Below are 19,367 nucleotides of genomic sequence, written 5' to 3'. Positions count from 1 at the left end.
GATCAGGCGCGCAGCAGATCGTTGATGCTGGTCTTGGCGCGGGTGCCGGCGTCGACCTTCTTGACGATGATGGCGGCGTACAGGCTGTACTTGCCATCGTTCTTCGGCAGCGAGCCGCTGATCACGACCGAGCCGGCCGGCACGCGGCCGTAGGACACGGTGTCGGTCTCGCGGTCATAGATCGGCGTGCTCTGGCCGATGTAGACGCCCATCGAGATCACCGAGTTTTCCTCGACGATCACGCCCTCGACCACCTCGGAGCGGGCGCCGATGAAGCAGTTGTCCTCGATGATGGTCGGGTTGGCCTGCAGCGGCTCCAGCACGCCGCCGATGCCGACACCGCCGCTCAGGTGCACGTTCTTGCCGATCTGCGCGCAGGAGCCCACCGTGGCCCAGGTGTCCACCATCGTGCCCTCGTCGACATAGGCGCCGATATTCACGTAGCTGGGCATCAGGATCACGTTCTTGGCCTGGAAGCTGCCGCGGCGCGCGACGGCCGGCGGCACGACGCGCACACCGCTGGCGCGGATCGCGGCCTCGTCCATCTGGCCATACTTGCTGGGCACCTTGTCGAAGAAGGTCAGGGCGCCATCGCCCATCAGCTGGTTGTCGTTCAGACGGAAGGACAGCAGCACGGCCTTCTTGACCCACTGGTGCACGGTCCACTGGCCCACGGCCTGGCGTTCGGCCACGCGCAGGCGGCCCGCGTCCAGCTCGGCGATCACATGGTCGACGGCCTCGCGCACAGCGCCGGTGCTGCCGGTGTTCAGGGAGGCGCGGTCTTCCCAGGCCTGTTCGATGGTGGTCTGCAGTTGCGTCATGGTGTTCGGAGCGATTGCTTGAAGAGAGGTGTGAATTCGGCGATGCGCTGAGCGGCCTCAACGCATTCGGACACTTCGGCCACCAGGGCCATGCGGATGCGGCCGGCGCCGGGATTGACGCCGTGGGCCTCGCGGGCCAGCAGGCTGCCGGGCAGCACCGCGACATTGTATTGAGCCAGCAGTTGCCGGGCGAACTCGATGTCGTCACCGCCCGCGAAGTGGGAAGGGATCGCCGCCCACAGATAGAAGCCGGCGTCCGGCAGGGCCACGTCCAGCACGGCCGACAGGATGGGCGTCACCTGCGCGAACTTGGCGCGGTACTGTTCGCGGTTCGCGACCACATGGGCCTCGTCGTTCCAGGCGGCGATGCTGGCGGCCTGCACGATCGGGCTCATCGCGCTGCCGTGATAGGTGCGGTAGAGCAGGAATTTCTTGATGATGGCGGCGTCGCCGGCGACAAAGCCCGAGCGCATGCCGGGCACGTTCGAGCGTTTCGACAGGCTGGTGAAGGCGATCAGATTGCGGAAGTCGCTGCGGCCCAGCCTGGCCGCCGCCTCCAGGCCGCCCAGCGGCGCCTCCTCACGGAAATAGATCTCCGAATAGCACTCGTCCGAGGCGATCACGAAGCCGTAACGGTCGGAGAGCTCGAACAGCATCTTCCACTCGTCCAGCGGCATCACCGCGCCGGTCGGGTTGCCGGGCGAGCAGACATAGAGCAGCTGGGTGCGGGCCCAGGTCGCCTCGTCGATTTCGGCCCAGTTGGCGGCGAAATTGCGGGCCGGATCGCTGTTGGCGAAGGCGGTCTGGGCGCCGGCCAGCAGGGCCGCACCCTCGTAGATCTGATAGAAGGGATTCGGGCACACCACGGTGGCACCGGGCTGCGTCGGGTCGATCACGGTCTGCGCCAGCGCGAACAAGGCCTCGCGCGAACCGTTGACCGGCAGCACCTGGCTGGCCGGATCCAGGCTCAGCCCATAGCGGCGCTGGATCCAGGCGCAGATCGACTCCCGCAGCGCCGGCTCGCCGGCAGTGGCCGGGTAGCCGGACAGGCCCTTGAGGCTGGCCATCAAGGCGTCCTCGATCAGCTGGGGCGCCGGGTGCTTGGGCTCACCGATGCCAAGGCTGATGGGCCGGTAGGCCGGGTTGGGCGTGATGCCCTTCATCAGCGCGCGCAGGCGCTCGAAGGGGTAGGGGTGGAGCTTGTCCAGCAAAGGGTTGTGCATGGTGGTGCGGATCATAGCCAGCCCAGGCAGCCGCTCTGGGCACAGCGGCAGGCCAGCCGGCCTTCGTGATGGGTGGCGCCGTAGGCCACCGTGATCTCTTCGCCGGGCGCGATATCGCGCAGCGCGACGAACTCGATGCTGCCCCGCTCCAGGCTGATCTGCGCGTTCGGGCGGCAGCTGTGATTGGTGAAGCGCAGCGCGTCGTCGGATCGGGTCGCGTCGATCGCTCGGCTGTCGCTGAGCTCCACCAGCATGATGCGTTGCCGCCCGGCCACCCGGCGCCGGCCCTCGGCCACCGTGACGGGCTCGCCGGTCAGCGCACCGATACGCACGGCCGCCGACACCGCATCGGTGGCGAACACGCCATAGCCGTCGATGCGGCTGCGCCGCACCGTCACGGCGACGGACAGATTGGCCGAGCTGGTCGCGAAGCTCAAGCAGCGAGGCTCAGCGCAGCAGGCCGGATTCGAAGCCGTGTGCCGGCAGGTCGACGCGAGGCGCCGGCTTCCAACCCTTTTTGCGGTGCTCGGTGACGACGTTGGTGTAGATGCCGCCGCGCACATACCACTTGGCCGTGATGCGAATGAAGCGCGGATCGGTGACCTTGATGATGTCTTCCATGATGGTGTTGGTCACCTTCTCGTGGAACGCGCCTTCGTGACGGTAGCTCCAGAAGTACATCTTCAGGCTCTTCAGCTCGATGCAGAGCTTGTCCGCGATCATGTCGATCGTGAAGTGCGCGAAGTCCGGTTGGCCGGTCAGCGGGCAGTGGCAGGTGAACTCCGGCACCTGGAACTGGATCACATAGTCGCGCTGCGGCGCCGGGTTCGGGAAGACGTGCAGTTCCTTCGACGGGGCCGAGGGCGGGTTGGGCGGCATCTCGCGCTGCTTGGGCGCGAGTTCCAGAGCTTTGCGCTGCTTGGGCGCGGCAGTCTTGGTGGCGGTCTTGCGGGCCGGCTTGGCGGCGGCGGTGGTGGTCTTGGCCATGGAATGAATCGATGCAGCGTGCCCCGGGCCGTGACCCGGGAGCGCAGTGAAAAGGGGAAGGGCCGAATGGTATCATCCGGCCCTGCCAGAAGCCCCGATGAAGGGGCTTTTCTGTAAATAAATCAATGGTTTAGCCCCGCATCCATGCGCCTGAATTCGATCAAGCTCTCGGGCTTCAAGTCCTTCGCAGAGCCGACCGTCTTCCAGTTGCCCGGCCAGCTGGTGGGTGTGGTCGGACCGAACGGCTGCGGCAAGTCCAACATCATGGATGCGGTGCGCTGGGTGCTGGGCGAGAGCAAGGCCAGCGAGCTGCGCGGCGAGTCGATGCAGGACGTGATCTTCAACGGCTCGGGCAACCGCAAGCCCGCCAGCCGCGCCAGCGTCGAACTGGTCTTCAGCAACGAGGATGCGCGCGCCGGCGGGCAGTGGAACCAGTTCGCGGAGATCGCCGTCAAGCGCGTGCTGACCCGCGACGGCACCAGCAGCTACTTCATCAACAACCAGCCGGTGCGCCGCCGCGATGTGCAGGACGTGTTCCTCGGCACCGGCTTAGGGCCACGCGCCTACGCCATCATCGGCCAGGGCACGATCTCCCGCATCATCGAGAGCAAGCCCGAAGAGATGCGCATGTTCCTGGAGGAAGCCGCCGGCGTCTCCAAGTACAAGGAGCGCCGTCGCGAAACCGAGAACCGGCTCAAGGACACGCGCGAGAACCTGACCCGGGTCGACGACATCCTGCGCGAGCTCAACAACAACCTCGACAAGCTGGAGAAGCAGGCCGAGGTCGCCGCCAGCTATCGCGGCCTGCAGGACAGCGGCACGCTGAAGCTGCACCAGCTCTGGTTCCTGAAGCACCGCGACGCCACCGGCGAGCAGGCCCGCGTCAAGACCGAGCATCTGGAAGCGGTCAACGCGCTGGAGTCGCGCGTGGCCGAGCTGCGCCAGGTCGAGGCCGAGCTGGAGACGGTGCGCCAGGCCCATTACGCGGCCGGCGATGAGCTGCATGCCTCGCAGGGGCGCATGGCCGAGGCTCAGCTGGAGGTCAGCCGGCTGGAGGAGCGCATCCGCTATGTGGTCGAGGGACGCACGCGCGTCGAGTCGCGCCTGGCCGAACTGCAGGCGCAGAACCAGCAGTGGCAGGAACGCTCCGAGCAGGCTGAGGCAGAGCTCGAGACCATTGCCGAGCAGATCGCCACGGCCGAGGAGCAAAGCGAGATCCTGGCCGCCCAGGCCGAGGAGCAGGGCGCCCATCTGCCGAACGCCGAGGACGCGGTGCGCGCGGCCCAGGCCAAGGCCAATGAGCAGCGCACGGCCGTGGTCCAGGTGCAGCAGCAGATCCAGGTGCTGGCGGCCGAGAGCCGCAGCATCGACGAGCAGTCGCGCCAGTTGCGTGGCCGCCGCGAGCGCCTGGCCACCGAGCGCCAGGGCCTGGTAGCCCCCGATGCCGAGCGTCTGGCCGAACTCAAGCGTCAGAGCGAGGCCGCCGACGAAGCGCGTGACCTGGCCGACGCCCGCCTGCACGAGTTGCAGGAGCAGGTCCCCCAGCTCGACGAGATGCGCAGCAAGGCCCAGGCCGATGCGAATGCCCAGCAGTCGCGCCAGTCCGATCTGTCGGCCCGGCTCGATGCCTTGCGCGCGCTGCAGGAAAAAGTTCAGACCGAGGGCAAGCTCAAGCCCTGGCTGGCCCGGCATGGGCTGGACGGTCTGCAAGGGCTGTGGACCCGGCTGCACATCAAGACCGGCTGGGAAAACGCGCTCGAAGCGGCGCTGCGCGAGCGCCTGGGCGCGCTCTCGGTGGGACGGCTGGAGATGGTGCGCGCCTTCGCGGCCGATGCGCCGCCGGCCCGGCTGGCTTTTTATTCGCCGCCCACCGCCAGCATCGCCAACACACATGAAACCCTGGCGCGGCTCAGCGACCTGCTGCGGCTCGATGATGCGGGGCTGAAAGCGCTGCTGAACGACTGGCTCGAAGGCGTCTACATCGCCGACTCGCTGGACGAGGCCCTGGCCAAGCGCGACAAGCTGACCCACGGCGAGGTCATCATGACGGCCGCCGGCCATGCGGTCAGCCAGTTCGCGGTCAGCTTCTACGCGCCCGACTCCGAACAGGCCGGCATGCTGGCCCGGGCCCAGGAGATCGAGCATCTGGTGCTGGAGCTGCGCGCCCAGCAGCTGATCGCCGAGGAATCGAAGAGCCAGCTGGTGCGTGCCGAGGCCGGCTATACCGAGGCCTCGCAGCGCCTGCTGGGGCTGCGCCGCGAAGCCAGCGAGACCCAGGCCCGCGCCCACCAGCTGCATGTCGAGCTGCTGCGCCTGAGCCAGCAGGCGGAGGCCGCCAGCAGCCGCCGCAGCCAGCTGGAAGACGAGCTGTTCGAGATCGACGCCCAGTCCGAGGAGCTGCAGGAGCGCCGCATCACCGGCGAAGCCCGCTTCGAGGAGCTGGATATGCAGCTGGCGAGCACGCAGGAGCGCCATGCCGAGCTCGACGACGCGGTGATCACCGCGGAGCGCAAGCTCGCCGAGGCGCGCGAGCAGCTGCGCGGCCTGGAGCGCCGTGCCCAGGAGGCCCAGTTCAGCGCCCGCACCCTGGCCTCGCGCCGTGGCGAGCTGCAGCGCAGCATCGAAACCGCGCAGCAGCAGGTGCTCGTCAACACCCAGTCGGCCGCCACCTTGCAGGGCGAGCTGGACACGCTCAACGATGCGGCCGCCCAGGCCGGTCTGCAGGACGCGCTGGCGATCAAGCTGGAGCGCGAGAAGGAACTGGCCGCGGTGCGCAGCGGCTACGACGACCTGACCCTGCGCCTGAAGCGCGCCGACGAGCAGCGTCTGGAATTCGAGCGCAGCCTGGACCCGCTGCGCGAGCGCCTGACCAAGCTGCAGCTCGAAGAGCAGGCCGCAGCGCTGGGCGGCGCGCAGTATATGGAGCAGCTGCTCGCCGCGGCCGTTGATCTGGAGGCGCTGGCCGCGAGCATCGAGGCAGGCCAGGTCAAGCTCTACGGCCTGCAAGGCGAGATCGACCGCATCAACCGCGATATCGCGGCGCTGGGCGCGGTCAATCTGGCCGCGCTGGACGAGCTGACGGCGGCGCGCGAGCGCAAGACCTTCCTCGATGCGCAGAACGCCGACCTGATGTCGGCGATGAAGACCCTGGAAGACGCGATCCACAAGATCGATCTGGAAACCCGTGATCTGCTCGGCGCGACCTTTGCGCAGGTCAACGAGCATTTCGGCCGCATGTTCCCGGTGCTGTTCGGTGGCGGCCAGGCCAAGCTGGTGATGACCGGCGACGAGATTCTCGACGCCGGCATCCAGGTGATGGCGCAGCCGCCGGGCAAGAAGAACTCGACCATCCACCTGCTGTCGGGCGGCGAGAAGGCACTGACCGCGATCGCGCTGGTGTTCGCGATCTTCCAGCTCAACCCGGCACCGTTCTGCCTGCTCGACGAGGTCGATGCGCCGCTGGACGATGCCAATACCGAACGCTACGCCAAGCTGGTGGCCCAGATGAGCAGCGGAACCCAGTTCCTCTTCATCTCGCACAACAAGATTGCAATGGAAATGGCTGAACAACTGATTGGGGTGACGATGCAGGAGCAGGGCGTTTCGCGCATCGTCGCGGTGGACATGGACAAGGCCTTGTCGATGGCGGAAGCACTATGACTTTAACCACGATGCTTGCCATCCTTGGCGGTCTGATCCTGGCCGCCATCATTGCCCACGGCGCCTGGACTGCCCGCAAGGCCGGCCCGCGGCGCGCACTGCCGACCGTGGACCGGCAGAACGAGCCGGTGATGGCAGACGGCGGCGCCGTGCGCCAGGAACCCGGTCTTGACGAGATCCGCTCCGGCCTGAGCGATGCGTTCGAGCCGAATGCGTCGCTGGACGAGACGGTGCCCGCCGTCGCGCGTCAGCCGCGCAAGCCCTCGGCCCGCATCGACGCCTTGATCGACGCGATCGCCGCCGTCACGCTCGAAGCCCCGGTCAGCGGCGAGATGGCGCTGTCGCATCTGCCGCCCAGCCGCCGCGCCGGCACCAAGCCTTTTCATATCGAAGGCCTGAACGCCGAGACCGGCGACTGGGAGCTGCCGGCGCCGGGCCAGCGCTATGGCGAGTTCCAGGCCGGTGTGCAGATGGCCAACCGCAGCGGTGCGCTCAACGAGATCGAGTATTCCGAGTTCGTGCAGAAGCTGCAGGCCTTTGCCGACGGTCTGGGCGCCTTCGTGCAGTTCCCCGACATGCTGGACGTGGTCGGCCGGGCCCGCGAGTTGGACCAGTTCGCCAGCGAGCACGACGCGCAACTGGCCATCGTGCTGCGCGCCCGCAACGCCGCCTGGACCCTGGGCTTTGTGCAGCAGATGGCGCAGCGCCATGGCTTCGTGCCCGGCGCGATGCCCGGCCGGCTGGTGATGTCGGCCGCCGAGCGCGGCGCGCCGCCGCTGCTGGTGCTGAGCTTCGAATCGCAGGCCGCCTTGGCCGACGATCCGCAGCAGAGCTCGCTGCGCGAGCTGACCCTGGCGCTGGATGTGCCGCAGACACCCGAGGGCCTGGAGCCCTTCGCCGCCTGGCAGGAGGCCGCCCGCGGCCTGTCGCGCGACATCGAGGCCGATATCTGCGACGACCGGGGTCAGGTCTTGAATCTGCATGCCTTCGCCGCGATCGGCGAGGAGCTGTCCACCCTCTACAAGGCCCTGGCCTCGCGCGATCTGGCGGCAGGCTCACTGGCCGCGCGGCGCCTGTTCAGCTAGCCGCCAGTCGGAAGCGCGCCACCACCTCGGCCAGCCGCGCGGCCTGTTCGCGCAGCGACTCCGAGGCCGCAGCCGACTCTTCGACCAGGGCGGCGTTCTGCTGCGTCATGCCGTCGAGCTGGCCGATGGCCGTGTTGACCTCGCTGAGGCTCTGGGTCTGCTGCTGAACGGCGGTGGCGATCTCGCCGATGATGTCGCTGACCCGGCCCACCGCCGTGACGACCTCGCGCATCGTGCCGCCGGCATCAGCCACCAGGCGCGAGCCGGCTTCGACCTGCTCGACCGAGTTGCCGATCAGGGTCTTGATCTCCTTGGCCGCCTGGGCGCTACGCTGGGCCAGGGTGCGCACCTCGGCCGCCACCACGGCGAAGCCGCGGCCTTGCTCACCCGCACGGGCCGCCTCGACCGCCGCATTCAGCGCCAGGATATTGGTCTGAAAGGCGATGCCATCGATCACACCGATGATGTCGGCAATCTTGCGCGAGGACTGCTGGATGCCGTCCATCGTGCTGACCACCCGGGACACCACATCGCCGCCCTGGCGCGCCACGCCGGAGGCTGAGACCGCCAGCTGGCTGGCCTCGCGCGCCGAGGCGGCGCTATGTCGCACGGTGTCGGTGACCTGCTGCATCGCCGCCGAGGTCTGCTCCAGGCTGGAGGCGGCCTGCTCGGTGCGCGAGGACAGGTCCAGACTGCCGGTCGAGACCTCCTGGCTGGCCGTGGCGATGCTGTCGGCGCTGTGCTTGACCGTGCCCATCGACAGATTGAGCGCCTCCTGCATGCGTGCCAGCGAGCGCAGCAGGTCGCCCAGCTCGTCATGCCGCTCCGACTGCAGACGCACACTCAGATCGCCGCCGGCGATGCGGTCCGCGCTGGCCGCCGCATAGCCCAGCGGCTGGGTCAGCGAGCGCGTCAGGAGCCAGGCCACCGCGCTGCCGAAGGCCAGGGCCAGCGCGACCATCAGCCAGATGCCCCACAGCACGGCCTCATGGCTGGCCTTGGCGTCCTGGTGGGCCTGGGCGCCGCCCTGATCGTTCAGCACGATCAGCTTGGCGATGGCCTCGGTGGTGGCGCGAAACACCTTGCGCGAGTCGCCGCGCAGATAACTGAGGGCCTCCTCCTGCTTGCCGGCACGCAGCAGCTCGATCAACCGGGGCTGCGAGTTCTTGTAGGCGCCGACAATGTCGGAGAACTCCTTGAAGAGCTGGCGCTCGGCCGCGCTGCCGACGCTGGCCTCGTAGCTGGTCAGCAGCTGGGGCACCAGCTCCCATTGCTTGTTCAGCCGCGCAGTCTCTTCCTGCAGGGCCTTCTCGCCGCCGCCCAAGAGCATCTGCAGCTCGGCCCGTCGCACCTGGTTGAGTGCCTCGTTGAGCCCGGCCAGCTGCTGGGTGCTGGGCAGCCAGTTGCCGGCCAGATCGGTGACATTGGCCTGCACCCGGTTGACCCGGTTGACCGCGTAAATCCCCATCGCCAGCATCAGCGCGAGCAGGAGCCCGAAGCCCAGACCCAAGCGCAAACCCACGCGCATATTCGATAGCTGCATATCGCCCCTCTTGGCACCGTCAGGCGCCTCAAAGAAACACTCGGCAAGGCGCAGAAATTAACACAGGGCCTGGCTCGATGGGGCTATTTATTGGGCCAAGGGCCAGGCCTTGCCTGGCCGCCGAGGCGGTCTGCCGCACCGCTACACTGAGGTCTGTTCATGCCCGGATGCGGGGGAAATCTTTGTTGAGCACCAGCCTGCTGTTGATCGCCGCCTTGATTGCGGCCAGCGCCTTTTTCTCGATGGCCGAGCTGTCGCTGGCGGCCTCGCGCCGCCTGAAGCTGCAGCAGCTGGCCGAGGAGGGCGACGCGCGGGCCGCGCGGGTGCTGGCCGTGCAGGAGCATCCGGGCCACTATTTCACCGTCGTGCAGATCGGCGTCAACACCGTGGCCATCCTGGGTGGCATCGTCGGCGAGGGCGCATTCACGCCGCATTTCCAGGCCGCGCTGGGCTATCTGGTCGCGCCCGAGCGGGCCGAGACCCTGGGCTTCGCGCTGTCCTTCATCACGATCACGACGCTCTTCATCGTGCTGGCCGATCTGGTGCCCAAGCGCTGGTCGATGAATGAGCCCGAGCGCATCGCCTTGGCCCTGATCGGCCCGATGCTGGGGCTGGTGACCCTGCTGAAGCCGCTGGCCTGGATCTTCAGCCTGATCACCGAGGGCCTGCTGCGCCTGTCGGGCCGGCCGGTGCAGCGCGACAACACCATCACCCATCACGACATCCTGGCGATGACCGAGGCCGGCAACCAGGCCGGCGTGGTGGCCGATGCCGAGCAGCAGGCGATCGAGAACATCTTCGAGCTCGACACCCGCCGGGTCGAGAGCGCGATGACGACGCGTGAACGCATCGTGTTCTTCTCGCTGGACGACGACGACGCGCTGATACGCACCCGCATCGCCGACGACCCGCACTCGACCTATCTGGTCTGCGACGGCGAGATCGATCAGGTGGTCGGCTATGTCGACGCCACCGACCTGTTCCAGCGTGTGCTGCGCGACGAGCCGATCAGCCTGCGCACCTGTGTCGGCCTGGTCAAGAAGGTGCTGATCGTGCCGGACCGGCTGACCCTGTCCGAGGTGCTGACCCAGTTCCGCCAGGCGCTGGAAGACTTCGCCGTGATCGTCAACGAGTACAGCCTGGTGGTCGGCGTGATCACGCTGAACGATGTGATGAGCACGGTGATGGGCAGCCTGGTGGCCAGCCATGACGAGGAGCAGATCGTGCGCCGCGAGGACGGCAGCTTCCTGGCCGACGGCATCACGCCCATCCCCGATGTGCAGCGCGCGCTGGGGCTGGAGACGCTGCCGCACTCCGGCCAGTACGACACGCTGGCCGGCTTTCTGATGGTGATGCTGCGCCGCATCCCGAAGCGCACCGACCAGGTGGTTTGGGAGGGCTGGCGCTTCGAGGTGGTCGATGTGGACAGCCACCGGGTCGACCAGGTGATGATCGCCCGGGTGGCGGCCAGCGAGCCCGAGGGCGACGCCTGAGCCTGGTTCAGAGGAACATGCCGCCGGAAGCCTCGATGCGCTGGGCATTGACCCAGCGATTCGCCGGCGCCAGCAGGGAGGCGATCACGCCGCCGATATCGTCGGGCAGACCGACCCGACCCAGCGCCGTCTGCGCGGCGATGAAGCGGTTCAGCTCGGCGTTGTCGCGCACCGCGCCGCCGCCGAAATCGGTTTCGATGGCGCCCGGCGCCACCACATTGACGGCGATGCCGCGCGCCCCCAACTCCTTGGCCATATAGCGGCTCAAGACCTCGATGGCCCCCTTCATTGCGGCATAGGCCGCATAGCCGGGCAGGGCGAAGCGGGTCAGTCCGCTGGAGATGTTGACGATGCGGCCGCCGTCATTGAGCAGCGGCAGCAGCGCCTGGGTCAGGAAGAACACGCCCTTGAAGTGCACATTGACCAGCTCATCGAACTGGGCCTCGCTCGTGTCCAGCAGGCCGGCGTGGACGCCGACGCCGGCGTTGTTGACCAGATGATCGAAGCGATCGCGCTGCCAGACCTCGGCCAGCACCTGCCTGACCTGGGCCGCGAAGCCGGCGAAGCTGGCGCTGTTGCCGACGTCCAGCGGCAGCGCCACCGCGCGGCGGCCCAGCGCCTGGATGGCCGCCACGGTGGCCTCGGCCTCGGCGCGCTGGCTGCGGTAAGTCAGGATGATGTCGCTGCCCTGGACGGCCAGATGCAGGGCGGCGCTCTTGCCGAGGCCGCGGCTGCCGCCGGTGATCAGTGCGATGGGGGTGGTGGACTGCTGGTTCATGGGGTTCTCCGTCAGAGGTGGAAGGGATGAGCAGCAGTCTATTGACGGAGATGCAACCGATAAATCTGGGCTGATTGATTTATCTGTTCGCTAATAATTGAACAATGAGCCCTATCGAACGGATGCAGATCTTCCATCGCGTGGCCGAGCTGGCCAGCTTCACCCAGGCCGCCGAAAGCCTGGGCCTGCCCAAGGCCACGGCCTCGACCGCGGTCCAGCAGCTGGAAGCCCAGCTGGGCGTGCGCCTGCTGCACCGCACCACGCGGCGCGTGCAACTGAGCCAGGACGGCCAGGCCTTCTACGAGCGCAGCAAGGATGTGCTGGCCGATGTGGAGGAACTGGAATCGATGTTCCAGCTGCAGGGTGCCACCGGCCTGAGCGGGCGGGTAAGGCTGGACATGACGACGGGCATGGCACGCGACCTGGTGATCCCGCGCCTGCCCGAGCTGCTGGCGCGGCATCCGCGGCTGGAGATCGAGTTCAGCAGCACCGAGCGCCGGGTCGATCTGGTGCGCGAGGGTTTTGACTGCGTGCTGCGGGTCGGCGCGGTGCTGGACAACAGCCTGGTCGCACGGCCGCTGGGTCTGCTGCGCATGGTCAGCTGCGCCAGCCCGGCCTATCTACAGGCCCATGGCCTGCCGCGGACGCCGGCCGATCTGGCCGGCCACCGGCTGGTGCACTACGTCAACACCTTGGGCGCCAAGTCGAGCGGCTTCGAGTATCTGCAGGACGGCCGGGAGCACCAGCTGGCGATGGCCGGCGCGGTGACCGTCAACAATGCCGACGCCTACCAGGCCGCCTGCCTGGCCGGCCTGGGCCTGATCCAGGTGCCGGCCCTGGTGATGACGGAGCTGCTGGCCAGCGGCCGCCTGGTCGAGGTGATGCCCGACTATCCGGCGCCGCCGATGCCGCTGAACCTGGTCTATGCGAACCGGCGCCATCTGTCGACTCGGGTACGGGTCGTGATGGACTGGCTGGTCGAGGTTCTCGGCCCCCATCTGCAAGCCGCTCAGTGATCAGGCGGCCGGGCAGGGCCGGGCAGGGCGCAGGCCCAGGGTGCCCCAGGTCAGCACCAGCGCGATCAGCGGCCCGGCGGTCATGCCTATCACCATGGGCAGCGGCCGGCCATCGGTGAACAGGCCCGCCAGCCCCATCATCACCGCGCCGGTCAGCATCTGCAGCGTGCCCAGCAGGGCCGAGGCGGTGCCGGCGATCGCGCCATGCGCCTCCAGCGCCAGCACCGAGGTGGTCGGGATCACCAGGCCCATGAAGGCACTGGAGATCAGGTAGAGCACGATCAGCACCGGCAGGCGGTCACCGCCGGCCAGGTAGTAGGCCAGCATCAGCAGCATCACGGCGGTGGCCGCCGGCGCCGCCACCCGCACCACCTGGGCCAGGCCGTAACGCTCGCCGAGGCTGCCGGTCAGCTGTGAGGCACCAATGAAGGAGATCGCGTTCAGCGAGAAGGCCAGGCTGTACAGGGTCGGCGACAGGCCGTAGTGATCGATCATCACGAACGGCGAGTTGGCCAGATAGATGAAGAAGCCGCCCATCGCGAAGCTGCCGATCAGGCTCAGGCCCATGAAGTGGCCGTCGCGCAGCAGCAGGGCATAGGCCCGCCAGGCGCTGCCCAGGCTGCTCTCGACCCGCTCCTCGGCCGGCCGCGTCTCCTGCAGAAAGCTGGCAATCATCGCCAGGCCGGCCAGCGCCGCGAGCGTCACCGCCCAGAACACACCGCGCCAGCCCGTCAGCGCGATCACCGCGCTGCCCGCCAGCGGCGCCAGAATCGGCGAGACGCTGAATACCAGCATCAAGAGCGACATCAGCCGCGCCGCGTCGGTGCCGGTGTGCAGATCGCGCACGACCGCGCGTGGCACCGCCATGCCGGCCGCCGCTCCCAGCCCTTGCAGGGCGCGCAGCACGACCAGGGTCTCGATATCGGTGGCCAGCGCGCAGCCGACGCTGGCGGCGGCAAACAGACCCAGGCCGAAATACAGCGGCGGCTTGCGTCCCACCATATCGGACACCGGGCCGTACAGCAGCTGGCCCAGGCCCAGGGTGATGAAGAAGGCCGTCAGGCTCATCTGCACGCCGCCGATCTCGGCGCCGAGACTCTGGCCGATGGCCGGCAGGGCCGGCAGATACATATCGATCGCAAAGGGCCCGATGGCCGACAGCAGGCCCAGCACCAGGGCAATCTTGAAAAAGCGCGAATTCATCATCGGGCCTATTGTCGCCGGGCCTAGCAGAAACCCTAGGCCTGCAGGTCGCGCACGCTGCGCGGAGCGCCCAGCCGGCTCGGCCACAATCCGGGCCATGAGCTCCCGAATCGACGATATTTCTTCCGATGCGCAGCGCGCCGCCGAGCTGCGCACGACCCTGAACCACCACGCCCATCTGTACTACGTGCTCGATGCACCGGTCCTGCCCGATGCCGAGTACGACAAGCTGTTCCAGGAGCTGCAAGCGCTGGAGGCCACCCATCCCGAGCTGCTGAGCCCCGATTCGCCGACCCAGCGCGTGATCGGCAAGGTGCTGGCCGGTTTCACGCCGGTGCGCCATGCCGTACCCATGCTGAGCATCCAGACCGAGACCGATACCGAACCGACGGGCGCCATGAACTTCGACGGCCGGGTGCGCCGCGAGCTGGGCCTGGCCGAGGACGCTCCGGCCATCGAGTACGCCGCCGAGCTGAAGTTCGACGGCCTGGCCATCAATCTGCGCTACGAGCAGGGCGTGCTGACCCAGGCGGCCACCCGCGGCAACGGCGAGACCGGCGAGGACGTCACGCAGAACATCCGGACCATCGGCCAGATCCCCTTGCGGCTCAGGGGCGTGAGTGCGCCGGTGATCGAGGTGCGCGGCGAGGTCTATATGCGGCGCGATGATTTCGAGGCCCTCAACGAGCGCCAGCGCGCCGCCAACGAGAAAACCTTTGTCAACCCGCGCAATACCGCGGCCGGCGCGGTGCGCCAGCTTGATCCGGCGCTGGCCAAGCAGCGGCCGCTGAGCTTTTTCGCCTACGGCCTGGGCGAGGTGCAGGGCTGGGAGCTGCCGGCCACGCACAGCGCGATGCTGGACGCGCTGCAGGCCTTCGGCCTGCCGGTCTGCGCCGATCGTGCGGTGGTGCAGGGCGCTCAAGGCCTGGTCGAGTTCCACCAGGCCATGGGGGCCAAGCGCGACCGGCTGCCGTTTGATATCGACGGCATCGTCTACAAGGTCAACAGCCTGGCGCTGCAACGTCAACTGGGCTTCAAGACCCGCGAACCGCGCTGGGCCGTGGCCCACAAATACCCGGCCCAGGAGCAGGTGACGCGGCTCAATGCGATCGACATCCAGGTCGGCCGCACCGGCAAGCTGACGCCGGTCGCCAAGCTGGAGCCGGTCTTCGTCGGCGGCACGACGGTCAGCAATGCGACCCTGCACAACCTCTTCGAGCTGCGCCGCAAGGGCGTGCGCATCGGCGACCAGGTCATCGTGCGGCGCGCCGGCGATGTGATTCCGGAGATCGTCGGCAAGGTCGATGCGCTGCGTGCGACCTATGTGCCCAATTTCCGCATGCCCAAGGCCTGCCCGATCTGCGGCAGCGCGGTGCAGCGCGAGCGCGGCGGCATCGATCACCGCTGCAGCGGCGGCCTGTTCTGTCCGGCCCAGCGCAAGCAGGCCATGCTGCATTTCGCCGGCCGCCGCGCGATGGACATCGAGGGCCTGGGCGACAAGCTGGTCGATCAACTGGTCGACGCCGGCCTGGTGCTGAGCCTGCCGGGGCTGTACAAGCTGGGCGTGGCCAAGCTGGCGGCGCTGGAGCGCATGGCCGACAAGAGCGCGCAGAACCTCGTCGATGCGCTGGAGAAAAGCAAGAGCACGACGCTGGCGCGGTTTCTCTTTGCGCTGGGCATACGCCAGGTCGGCGAGACCACGGCCAAGGACCTGGCCCGGCATTTCGGCTCGATAGACCGGTTGATGGACGCCAAGCCGGAGGAATTGCTGGAGGTGCGCGATGTCGGGCCCATCGTCGCGCAAAGCATCCACACCTTTTTCCAGCAGCCGCACAACCGCGAGGTGGTCGAGCAGCTGCGCGCCGCCGGCGTGCACTGGGCCGAGGGCGAAGGCGCCTTCGCCGACCAGGGCCCGCGGCCGCTGCTAGGCAAGACCCTGGTACTGACCGGCACCTTGCCTACGCTGAGCCGCGACGCCGCCAAGGACATGATCGAAGCCGCCGGCGGCAAGGTCAGCGGCTCGGTGTCCAAGAAGACCCATTACGTGATCGCCGGCGAGGAAGCCGGATCGAAACTCGACAAGGCCCGCGAGCTCGGTGTGGCGGTGCTGGACGAGGCAGGCCTGCTGGCTTTGCTGGCTGTCGAGGCACCTGAATAGGCGACAATGTATATTATGTAAACTCACATATCTACAGCCCAGAAACTTTTGGCAACCGTATTCGCCCGGCTGGCGGCTGCGGGCCGGGTCACAATGCCGGCCATGAGCAGTAACTATCCCGTACCGAATCCCGACCAACGATTCATCGACAAGCAGATGGCCGGCGTCATCGAGGCCATCATGACCCACAGCTACAGCCTGGCCAACAAGGGCTTCATTCCGTCCGAGCAGCAGATCGGCGCCTATATCGCCAGCCTGGACGAGGACACCGTGCTGCAGAAGATCCGCAAACACCCTGGCGCGGCTGCGACGCGTGCGCTGCTCGCGGATGACGCGGAACTGCTGCGTTGGGCCAAGCTCGTCGGGCAGGACAAAAAACAGTCCTGAGTCGCCGGCCTGCCCTGCTCTTCAGCGTGGCTTGCGAAACGGATCCATATCGATGCCGTGCTTGCGTATCAACTCGAAGAACGCGCGCCGGTGCTTGCCGGCGTGCCGCGCAGCCTGGGTGATATTGCCCTGGCAATGCAGCAGCAGGCGTTCGATGTAATCGCGCTCGAAGCGCTCGACCATGCGGGCCTTGGCGCCCTGGAAATTCGCCTGCAGCTCAGGCAAAGGCTGGGCATCGATGTCCAGATCCTCGGCCAGCAGCTGCGGCCCGCCGAGCAGCACCGCGCGTTCGATCACATGCTGGAGCTCGCGCACATTGCCGGGCCAGTCGTACTGCAGCAGCTTGCTGAGCGCCTGCGGCGTCAGCTGCGGCAGGCTGCGCTGCTGGCGCCGCGCATAGTGCTGTAGGAAATGCTGGGCCAGCAGCACCACATCCGGCCGCCGCTCGCGCAGCGGCGCCAGACTCAGCGACAGCACATTGAGCCGGTAGTAGAGATCCTGCCGGAACAGGCCCTGGCGCGCCTGCTGGGCCAGATCACGATTGCTGGCGGCGATGATGCGGATATCGGCATGGCGCAGGCTGTTGGAGCCCACCGGCCGGTACTCGCGCTCCTGCAGCAGGCGCAGCAGTTTGGTCTGGGCGGCCAGCGGCAGGCAGTCGACATCGTCGAGAAACAAGCTGCCACCGGCGGCCTCCTCGACCAGGCCGGCGCGCGCCGCGTGGGCCGTCGTGTAGGCGCCGCGCGCGTGGCCGAACAGCTCGCTCTCGATCAGCTCGGTCGGAATCGCGCCGCAGTTGATCGGCACCCAGGGCTTGGCGGCTCGCGGCGACAGATAGTGCAAGGCCTGGGCAAACACCTCCTTGCCGGTGCCGGTCTCGCCGAGTATCAGCACGCCGGCATCGCAGCCCGCCAGGGTCGGCAGCTTGTTCAGCAGCTCGGTGAAGGCCGGGCTGCCACCCACCATATGCTTGAGCCGCGGGTCGGGCCGCACCGCGGCGATCTCGCCGATGGCGCCGCGCAGCGTGCGGCCCAACATATGGCGCACCCGTGCGCGCAACTCGGCATCGCTGACCGGCAGGAACAGCAGATCGGTGGCCCCGGCCGACAGCAGGGTTTCGAGCCGTTCATGCACACCGGCCTCGCCAACCGCCAGCACCGCGCAGCCCGGTGACTGGCGCCGCACCCGGGCACAGGCTCGACCGCAGGCGGAGAAGCTCTCGCTGTCCACCAGCAGCACCATCAGATCCGAGCCACTCGCGTCGGCGCCGTCCGGCTGCGCCATCACGCACTCGTCGCCCTCCAGCAAGGCCTGGCGCAGCCGCCGCTGCAGCATCGCGGCGCCGGGCCGGGCCGACTCCGCCGTGATCAGCTCGATGCGCAAGGCAGTCCCCCTTGGTTCTTGCTGCGGCCCAATGTAGTCCGGATAGGCGGATGCTCTATCCCGCAGCATAGGGGTGCGATCCCCCTAGACCGGCAATGTCAGCCCAGCACCAGCCAGGTGATGTGCAGCCGCCCCGGTGCCATCTTGGAGAGCTCGCTCTGCAGAAACGAGGGCGGCCAAGGCCAGCCGCAGAGGCTCGCGCAGAGATCCGTGCCCAGACGGCACCGCCGCCCTACCCATGGCCGGGCTCCGGCGGCAGCAGCTCGGTACCGAGGAAATGAAAGGCGACGATGCGGCCGAACCAGGGCAGCCAGCCGGGGTCGCTGTCCAGACCAAGTCGGCGCAGCCGCAGATCGACGCTGTCCAGCGCATAGACCACATCGATATGGGTGGGGCTGGTGCCCACCCAGGCCGGCCGCTGCAGCAGCTCGGCCAGGTCCATTCGCGCATGGCCGCGCAGCGCGCGGCGCAGGCGCAGGGTCCAGAGCCGGGTCAACTGCGGGTGGCTGCCGGCATGACACGCTTCGAACAGCGCCCGCTGTGCATCCCTCTGCCCATCCGGCTCGCAAGCACCTAGCAGGCTCAGAAACAGCGCATCGACACAGCCCGGCACCGCTCGCGCCTGCCGCTCATAGCCCAGGGTCTGCAGCAGGTTCAACAACAGCAGCAGGCCCCCCCGGGCGCTGAACGAGGCCTCGGCCAGCCAGGGCAAGCCGGCGCCCTGGCGCCTGCGGGCGTCGGGCGCTGTGGGCGCAGGATGAAGAGGTGGTGTGGAGAGCCGCCTCGGCGTCGTGCCGTCTGTCTTCATGGCCGGTGGCTCGGGACGCTGAGCCTCGCGTTCTTGCGCAGACAAGGGCGCCGCGATGCCGCCGGCCCTGTCGCTCGCCGAGCACAGCGTGCCAGGCCCGGGCTGACGCAAGCGCTGCAGCCACGGCGGCCAGCACCTGCTGCTCGCTGGCACCATCATGGGCCCGAGCCTGGCGCTGCCGTCCTGCGTCTCGATGCGATCCGCCGCTGCTGTCTGCGCACGGTCGACAGCGCTCAGCAAGCGCTCGGCCAGCGCCGGCGGCAGCTGCGAATCCAGGCGCAGCAGGGCCGCGTCCGTCCAGCGGCGCAGCGCTTGCACCAGCGCGGCCTCCTGCTCTTGCAGCAAGACCCGCAGGACCGGCGCGCTGCTCGCCGCAGCAGTTGCGGGCAGCGCCGCCAGCTCGGGCAAGGCGGCCCGCCAGTACCACTCGCCCGCGGCGCCAGCGGCCTGGCCCGGCGCGCCGCCACAGTCGGCCAGGCGCCGCAGCCAGGCCAGGCGCGCGTCGAAACGCGAGTTAAAGAACACCGCCGGCGCCGCGCCGGCTTGCGGGTGGCTGGCCGGCAGGGCCTGGGCCGCCAGCTCGCGCCAGGCCTGTTCCAGCGCGCGGGCCAGCTGCGCCGGGCTGGCCTGCGGCGGCAGGCCGTGCAGACGCAGGCGCCGCACCAACAGCAGCCGGCCGCAGTCATGAAACTCGGCCGTGCGCAGCGCATCCTCCAGCGCCCAACGCAGCGCCGGCCCGCCGCCGGCGCGGGCCGGCGCCAGCCGAGCCCGGCGCACCAGGCGTGCGGCCGGCGGCAAAGGCAGCGCGCCGTCCATGGCCGG

At 68.3% G+C, this 19,367-nt stretch carries 15 protein-coding genes; 6 read left to right on the top strand and 9 right to left on the bottom strand.

Annotated elements, in window-relative coordinates:
- Positions 1-2: 2 nt before the first annotated feature.
- From dapD to queF, 4 genes are read right to left on the bottom strand one after another with little or no spacing between them, the layout of a single operon-like run.
- The gene (gene dapD, locus ABGI63_RS20645) at positions 3-821 is read right to left on the bottom strand and encodes a 2,3,4,5-tetrahydropyridine-2,6-dicarboxylate N-succinyltransferase (RefSeq protein WP_269841564.1); all 819 of its coding nucleotides are present in this window, start codon (positions 819-821) and stop codon (positions 3-5) included.
- Positions 818-2,044, bottom strand: a complete 1,227-nt coding sequence (gene dapC, locus ABGI63_RS20640) for a succinyldiaminopimelate transaminase (protein WP_349744342.1) — start codon at positions 2,042-2,044, stop codon at positions 818-820. The genes dapD and dapC overlap by 4 nt, the downstream gene beginning before the upstream one ends.
- A gap of 11 nt (positions 2,045-2,055) precedes the next feature.
- Positions 2,056-2,481, bottom strand: coding sequence for an SET domain-containing protein (locus ABGI63_RS20635; RefSeq protein ID WP_349744341.1), 426 nt, complete (start codon positions 2,479-2,481; stop codon positions 2,056-2,058).
- A 10-nt stretch (positions 2,482-2,491) separates the two neighbouring features.
- Positions 2,492-2,923 carry a preQ(1) synthase gene (gene queF / locus ABGI63_RS20630; RefSeq protein ID WP_262973071.1) on the bottom strand — a complete coding sequence of 144 codons (432 nt, stop codon included), beginning with the start codon at positions 2,921-2,923 and terminating at the stop codon, positions 2,492-2,494.
- A gap of 252 nt (positions 2,924-3,175) precedes the next feature.
- Here queF and smc point away from each other — a divergent pair, with 252 nt between their 5' ends.
- Positions 3,176-6,691 carry a chromosome segregation protein SMC gene (gene smc / locus ABGI63_RS20625; protein WP_349744340.1) on the top strand — a complete coding sequence of 1,172 codons (3,516 nt, stop codon included), beginning with the start codon at positions 3,176-3,178 and terminating at the stop codon, positions 6,689-6,691.
- Between the two features lie 11 nt (positions 6,692-6,702).
- A complete protein-coding gene (locus ABGI63_RS20620; RefSeq protein ID WP_349744338.1) occupies positions 6,703-7,776 on the top strand; it encodes a cell division protein FtsZ in 1,074 nt (357 codons plus the stop codon).
- Here the strand turns inward: ABGI63_RS20620 and ABGI63_RS20615 are convergent.
- Entirely contained in the window at positions 7,769-9,319 is a 1,551-nt protein-coding gene (locus tag ABGI63_RS20615) for a methyl-accepting chemotaxis protein (protein ID WP_349744336.1), read from the bottom strand. The genes ABGI63_RS20620 and ABGI63_RS20615 overlap by 8 nt on opposite strands.
- A gap of 167 nt (positions 9,320-9,486) precedes the next feature.
- Here ABGI63_RS20615 and paeA point away from each other — a divergent pair, with 167 nt between their 5' ends.
- Positions 9,487-10,812 (top strand): polyamine export protein PaeA, encoded by a 1,326-nt coding sequence (gene paeA, locus ABGI63_RS20610; protein ID WP_432767446.1) that lies wholly within the window; start codon positions 9,487-9,489, stop codon positions 10,810-10,812.
- Between the two features lie 7 nt (positions 10,813-10,819).
- Here paeA and ABGI63_RS20605 read toward each other — a convergent pair whose 3' ends face one another.
- Positions 10,820-11,590: an SDR family NAD(P)-dependent oxidoreductase gene (locus tag ABGI63_RS20605; protein WP_349744334.1), complete on the bottom strand. Its 771-nt coding sequence runs from the start codon at positions 11,588-11,590 to the stop codon at positions 10,820-10,822.
- A 104-nt stretch (positions 11,591-11,694) separates the two neighbouring features.
- Here ABGI63_RS20605 and ABGI63_RS20600 point away from each other — a divergent pair, with 104 nt between their 5' ends.
- Complete coding sequence (locus ABGI63_RS20600; protein WP_349744333.1) at positions 11,695-12,606, top strand: LysR family transcriptional regulator; 912 nt, start codon at positions 11,695-11,697, stop codon at positions 12,604-12,606.
- Here ABGI63_RS20600 and ABGI63_RS20595 read toward each other — a convergent pair whose 3' ends face one another.
- The gene (locus ABGI63_RS20595; protein ID WP_349744332.1) at positions 12,607-13,812 is read right to left on the bottom strand and encodes a multidrug effflux MFS transporter; all 1,206 of its coding nucleotides are present in this window, start codon (positions 13,810-13,812) and stop codon (positions 12,607-12,609) included.
- Positions 13,813-13,906: 94 nt separating this feature from the next.
- Between ABGI63_RS20595 and ligA the strand changes: the two genes are divergently transcribed.
- Together ligA and ABGI63_RS20585 are read left to right on the top strand one after the other, a co-directional pair.
- Positions 13,907-15,967 (top strand): NAD-dependent DNA ligase LigA, encoded by a 2,061-nt coding sequence (ligA, locus tag ABGI63_RS20590; RefSeq protein WP_349744331.1) that lies wholly within the window; start codon positions 13,907-13,909, stop codon positions 15,965-15,967.
- A 102-nt stretch (positions 15,968-16,069) separates the two neighbouring features.
- Positions 16,070-16,354 (top strand): hypothetical protein, encoded by a 285-nt coding sequence (locus ABGI63_RS20585; protein ID WP_349744330.1) that lies wholly within the window; start codon positions 16,070-16,072, stop codon positions 16,352-16,354.
- Between the two features lie 21 nt (positions 16,355-16,375).
- On the opposite strand, the gene ABGI63_RS20580 is transcribed toward ABGI63_RS20585, so the two are convergent.
- Together ABGI63_RS20580 and ABGI63_RS20575 are read right to left on the bottom strand one after the other, a co-directional pair.
- The gene (locus tag ABGI63_RS20580) at positions 16,376-17,737 is read right to left on the bottom strand and encodes a sigma-54 interaction domain-containing protein (protein WP_349744329.1); all 1,362 of its coding nucleotides are present in this window, start codon (positions 17,735-17,737) and stop codon (positions 16,376-16,378) included.
- 232 nt (positions 17,738-17,969) lie between these two features.
- Positions 17,970-19,361 (bottom strand): hypothetical protein, encoded by a 1,392-nt coding sequence (locus tag ABGI63_RS20575; protein WP_349744327.1) that lies wholly within the window; start codon positions 19,359-19,361, stop codon positions 17,970-17,972.
- Positions 19,362-19,367 lie beyond the last annotated feature (6 nt).

This window comes from Roseateles cavernae, assembly GCF_040187885.1.
Lineage (GTDB): Bacteria > Pseudomonadota > Gammaproteobacteria > Burkholderiales > Burkholderiaceae_C > Roseateles_E > Roseateles_E cavernae.
The sequence above is the reverse complement of the archived record's forward strand: the minus strand, read 5'-3'. Positions and strand labels throughout refer to the sequence as shown.

Coding starts and splice junctions, on each gene's coding strand:
- dapD (WP_269841564.1), bottom strand. CDS start 821: ATGACGCAACTGCAGACCACCATCGAACAGGCCTGGGAAGACCGCGCC.
- dapC (WP_349744342.1), bottom strand. CDS start 2,044: ATGCACAACCCTTTGCTGGACAAGCTCCACCCCTACCCCTTCGAGCGC.
- queF (WP_262973071.1), bottom strand. CDS start 2,923: ATGCCGCCCAACCCGCCCTCGGCCCCGTCGAAGGAACTGCACGTCTTC.
- smc (WP_349744340.1), top strand. CDS start 3,176: ATGCGCCTGAATTCGATCAAGCTCTCGGGCTTCAAGTCCTTCGCAGAG.
- ABGI63_RS20620 (WP_349744338.1), top strand. CDS start 6,703: ATGCTTGCCATCCTTGGCGGTCTGATCCTGGCCGCCATCATTGCCCAC.
- ABGI63_RS20615 (WP_349744336.1), bottom strand. CDS start 9,319: ATGCAGCTATCGAATATGCGCGTGGGTTTGCGCTTGGGTCTGGGCTTC.
- paeA (WP_432767446.1), top strand. CDS start 9,487: ATGCGGGGGAAATCTTTGTTGAGCACCAGCCTGCTGTTGATCGCCGCC.
- ABGI63_RS20605 (WP_349744334.1), bottom strand. CDS start 11,590: ATGAACCAGCAGTCCACCACCCCCATCGCACTGATCACCGGCGGCAGC.
- ABGI63_RS20600 (WP_349744333.1), top strand. CDS start 11,695: ATGAGCCCTATCGAACGGATGCAGATCTTCCATCGCGTGGCCGAGCTG.
- ABGI63_RS20595 (WP_349744332.1), bottom strand. CDS start 13,812: ATGATGAATTCGCGCTTTTTCAAGATTGCCCTGGTGCTGGGCCTGCTG.
- ligA (WP_349744331.1), top strand. CDS start 13,907: ATGAGCTCCCGAATCGACGATATTTCTTCCGATGCGCAGCGCGCCGCC.
- ABGI63_RS20585 (WP_349744330.1), top strand. CDS start 16,070: ATGAGCAGTAACTATCCCGTACCGAATCCCGACCAACGATTCATCGAC.
- ABGI63_RS20575 (WP_349744327.1), bottom strand. CDS start 19,361: ATGGACGGCGCGCTGCCTTTGCCGCCGGCCGCACGCCTGGTGCGCCGG.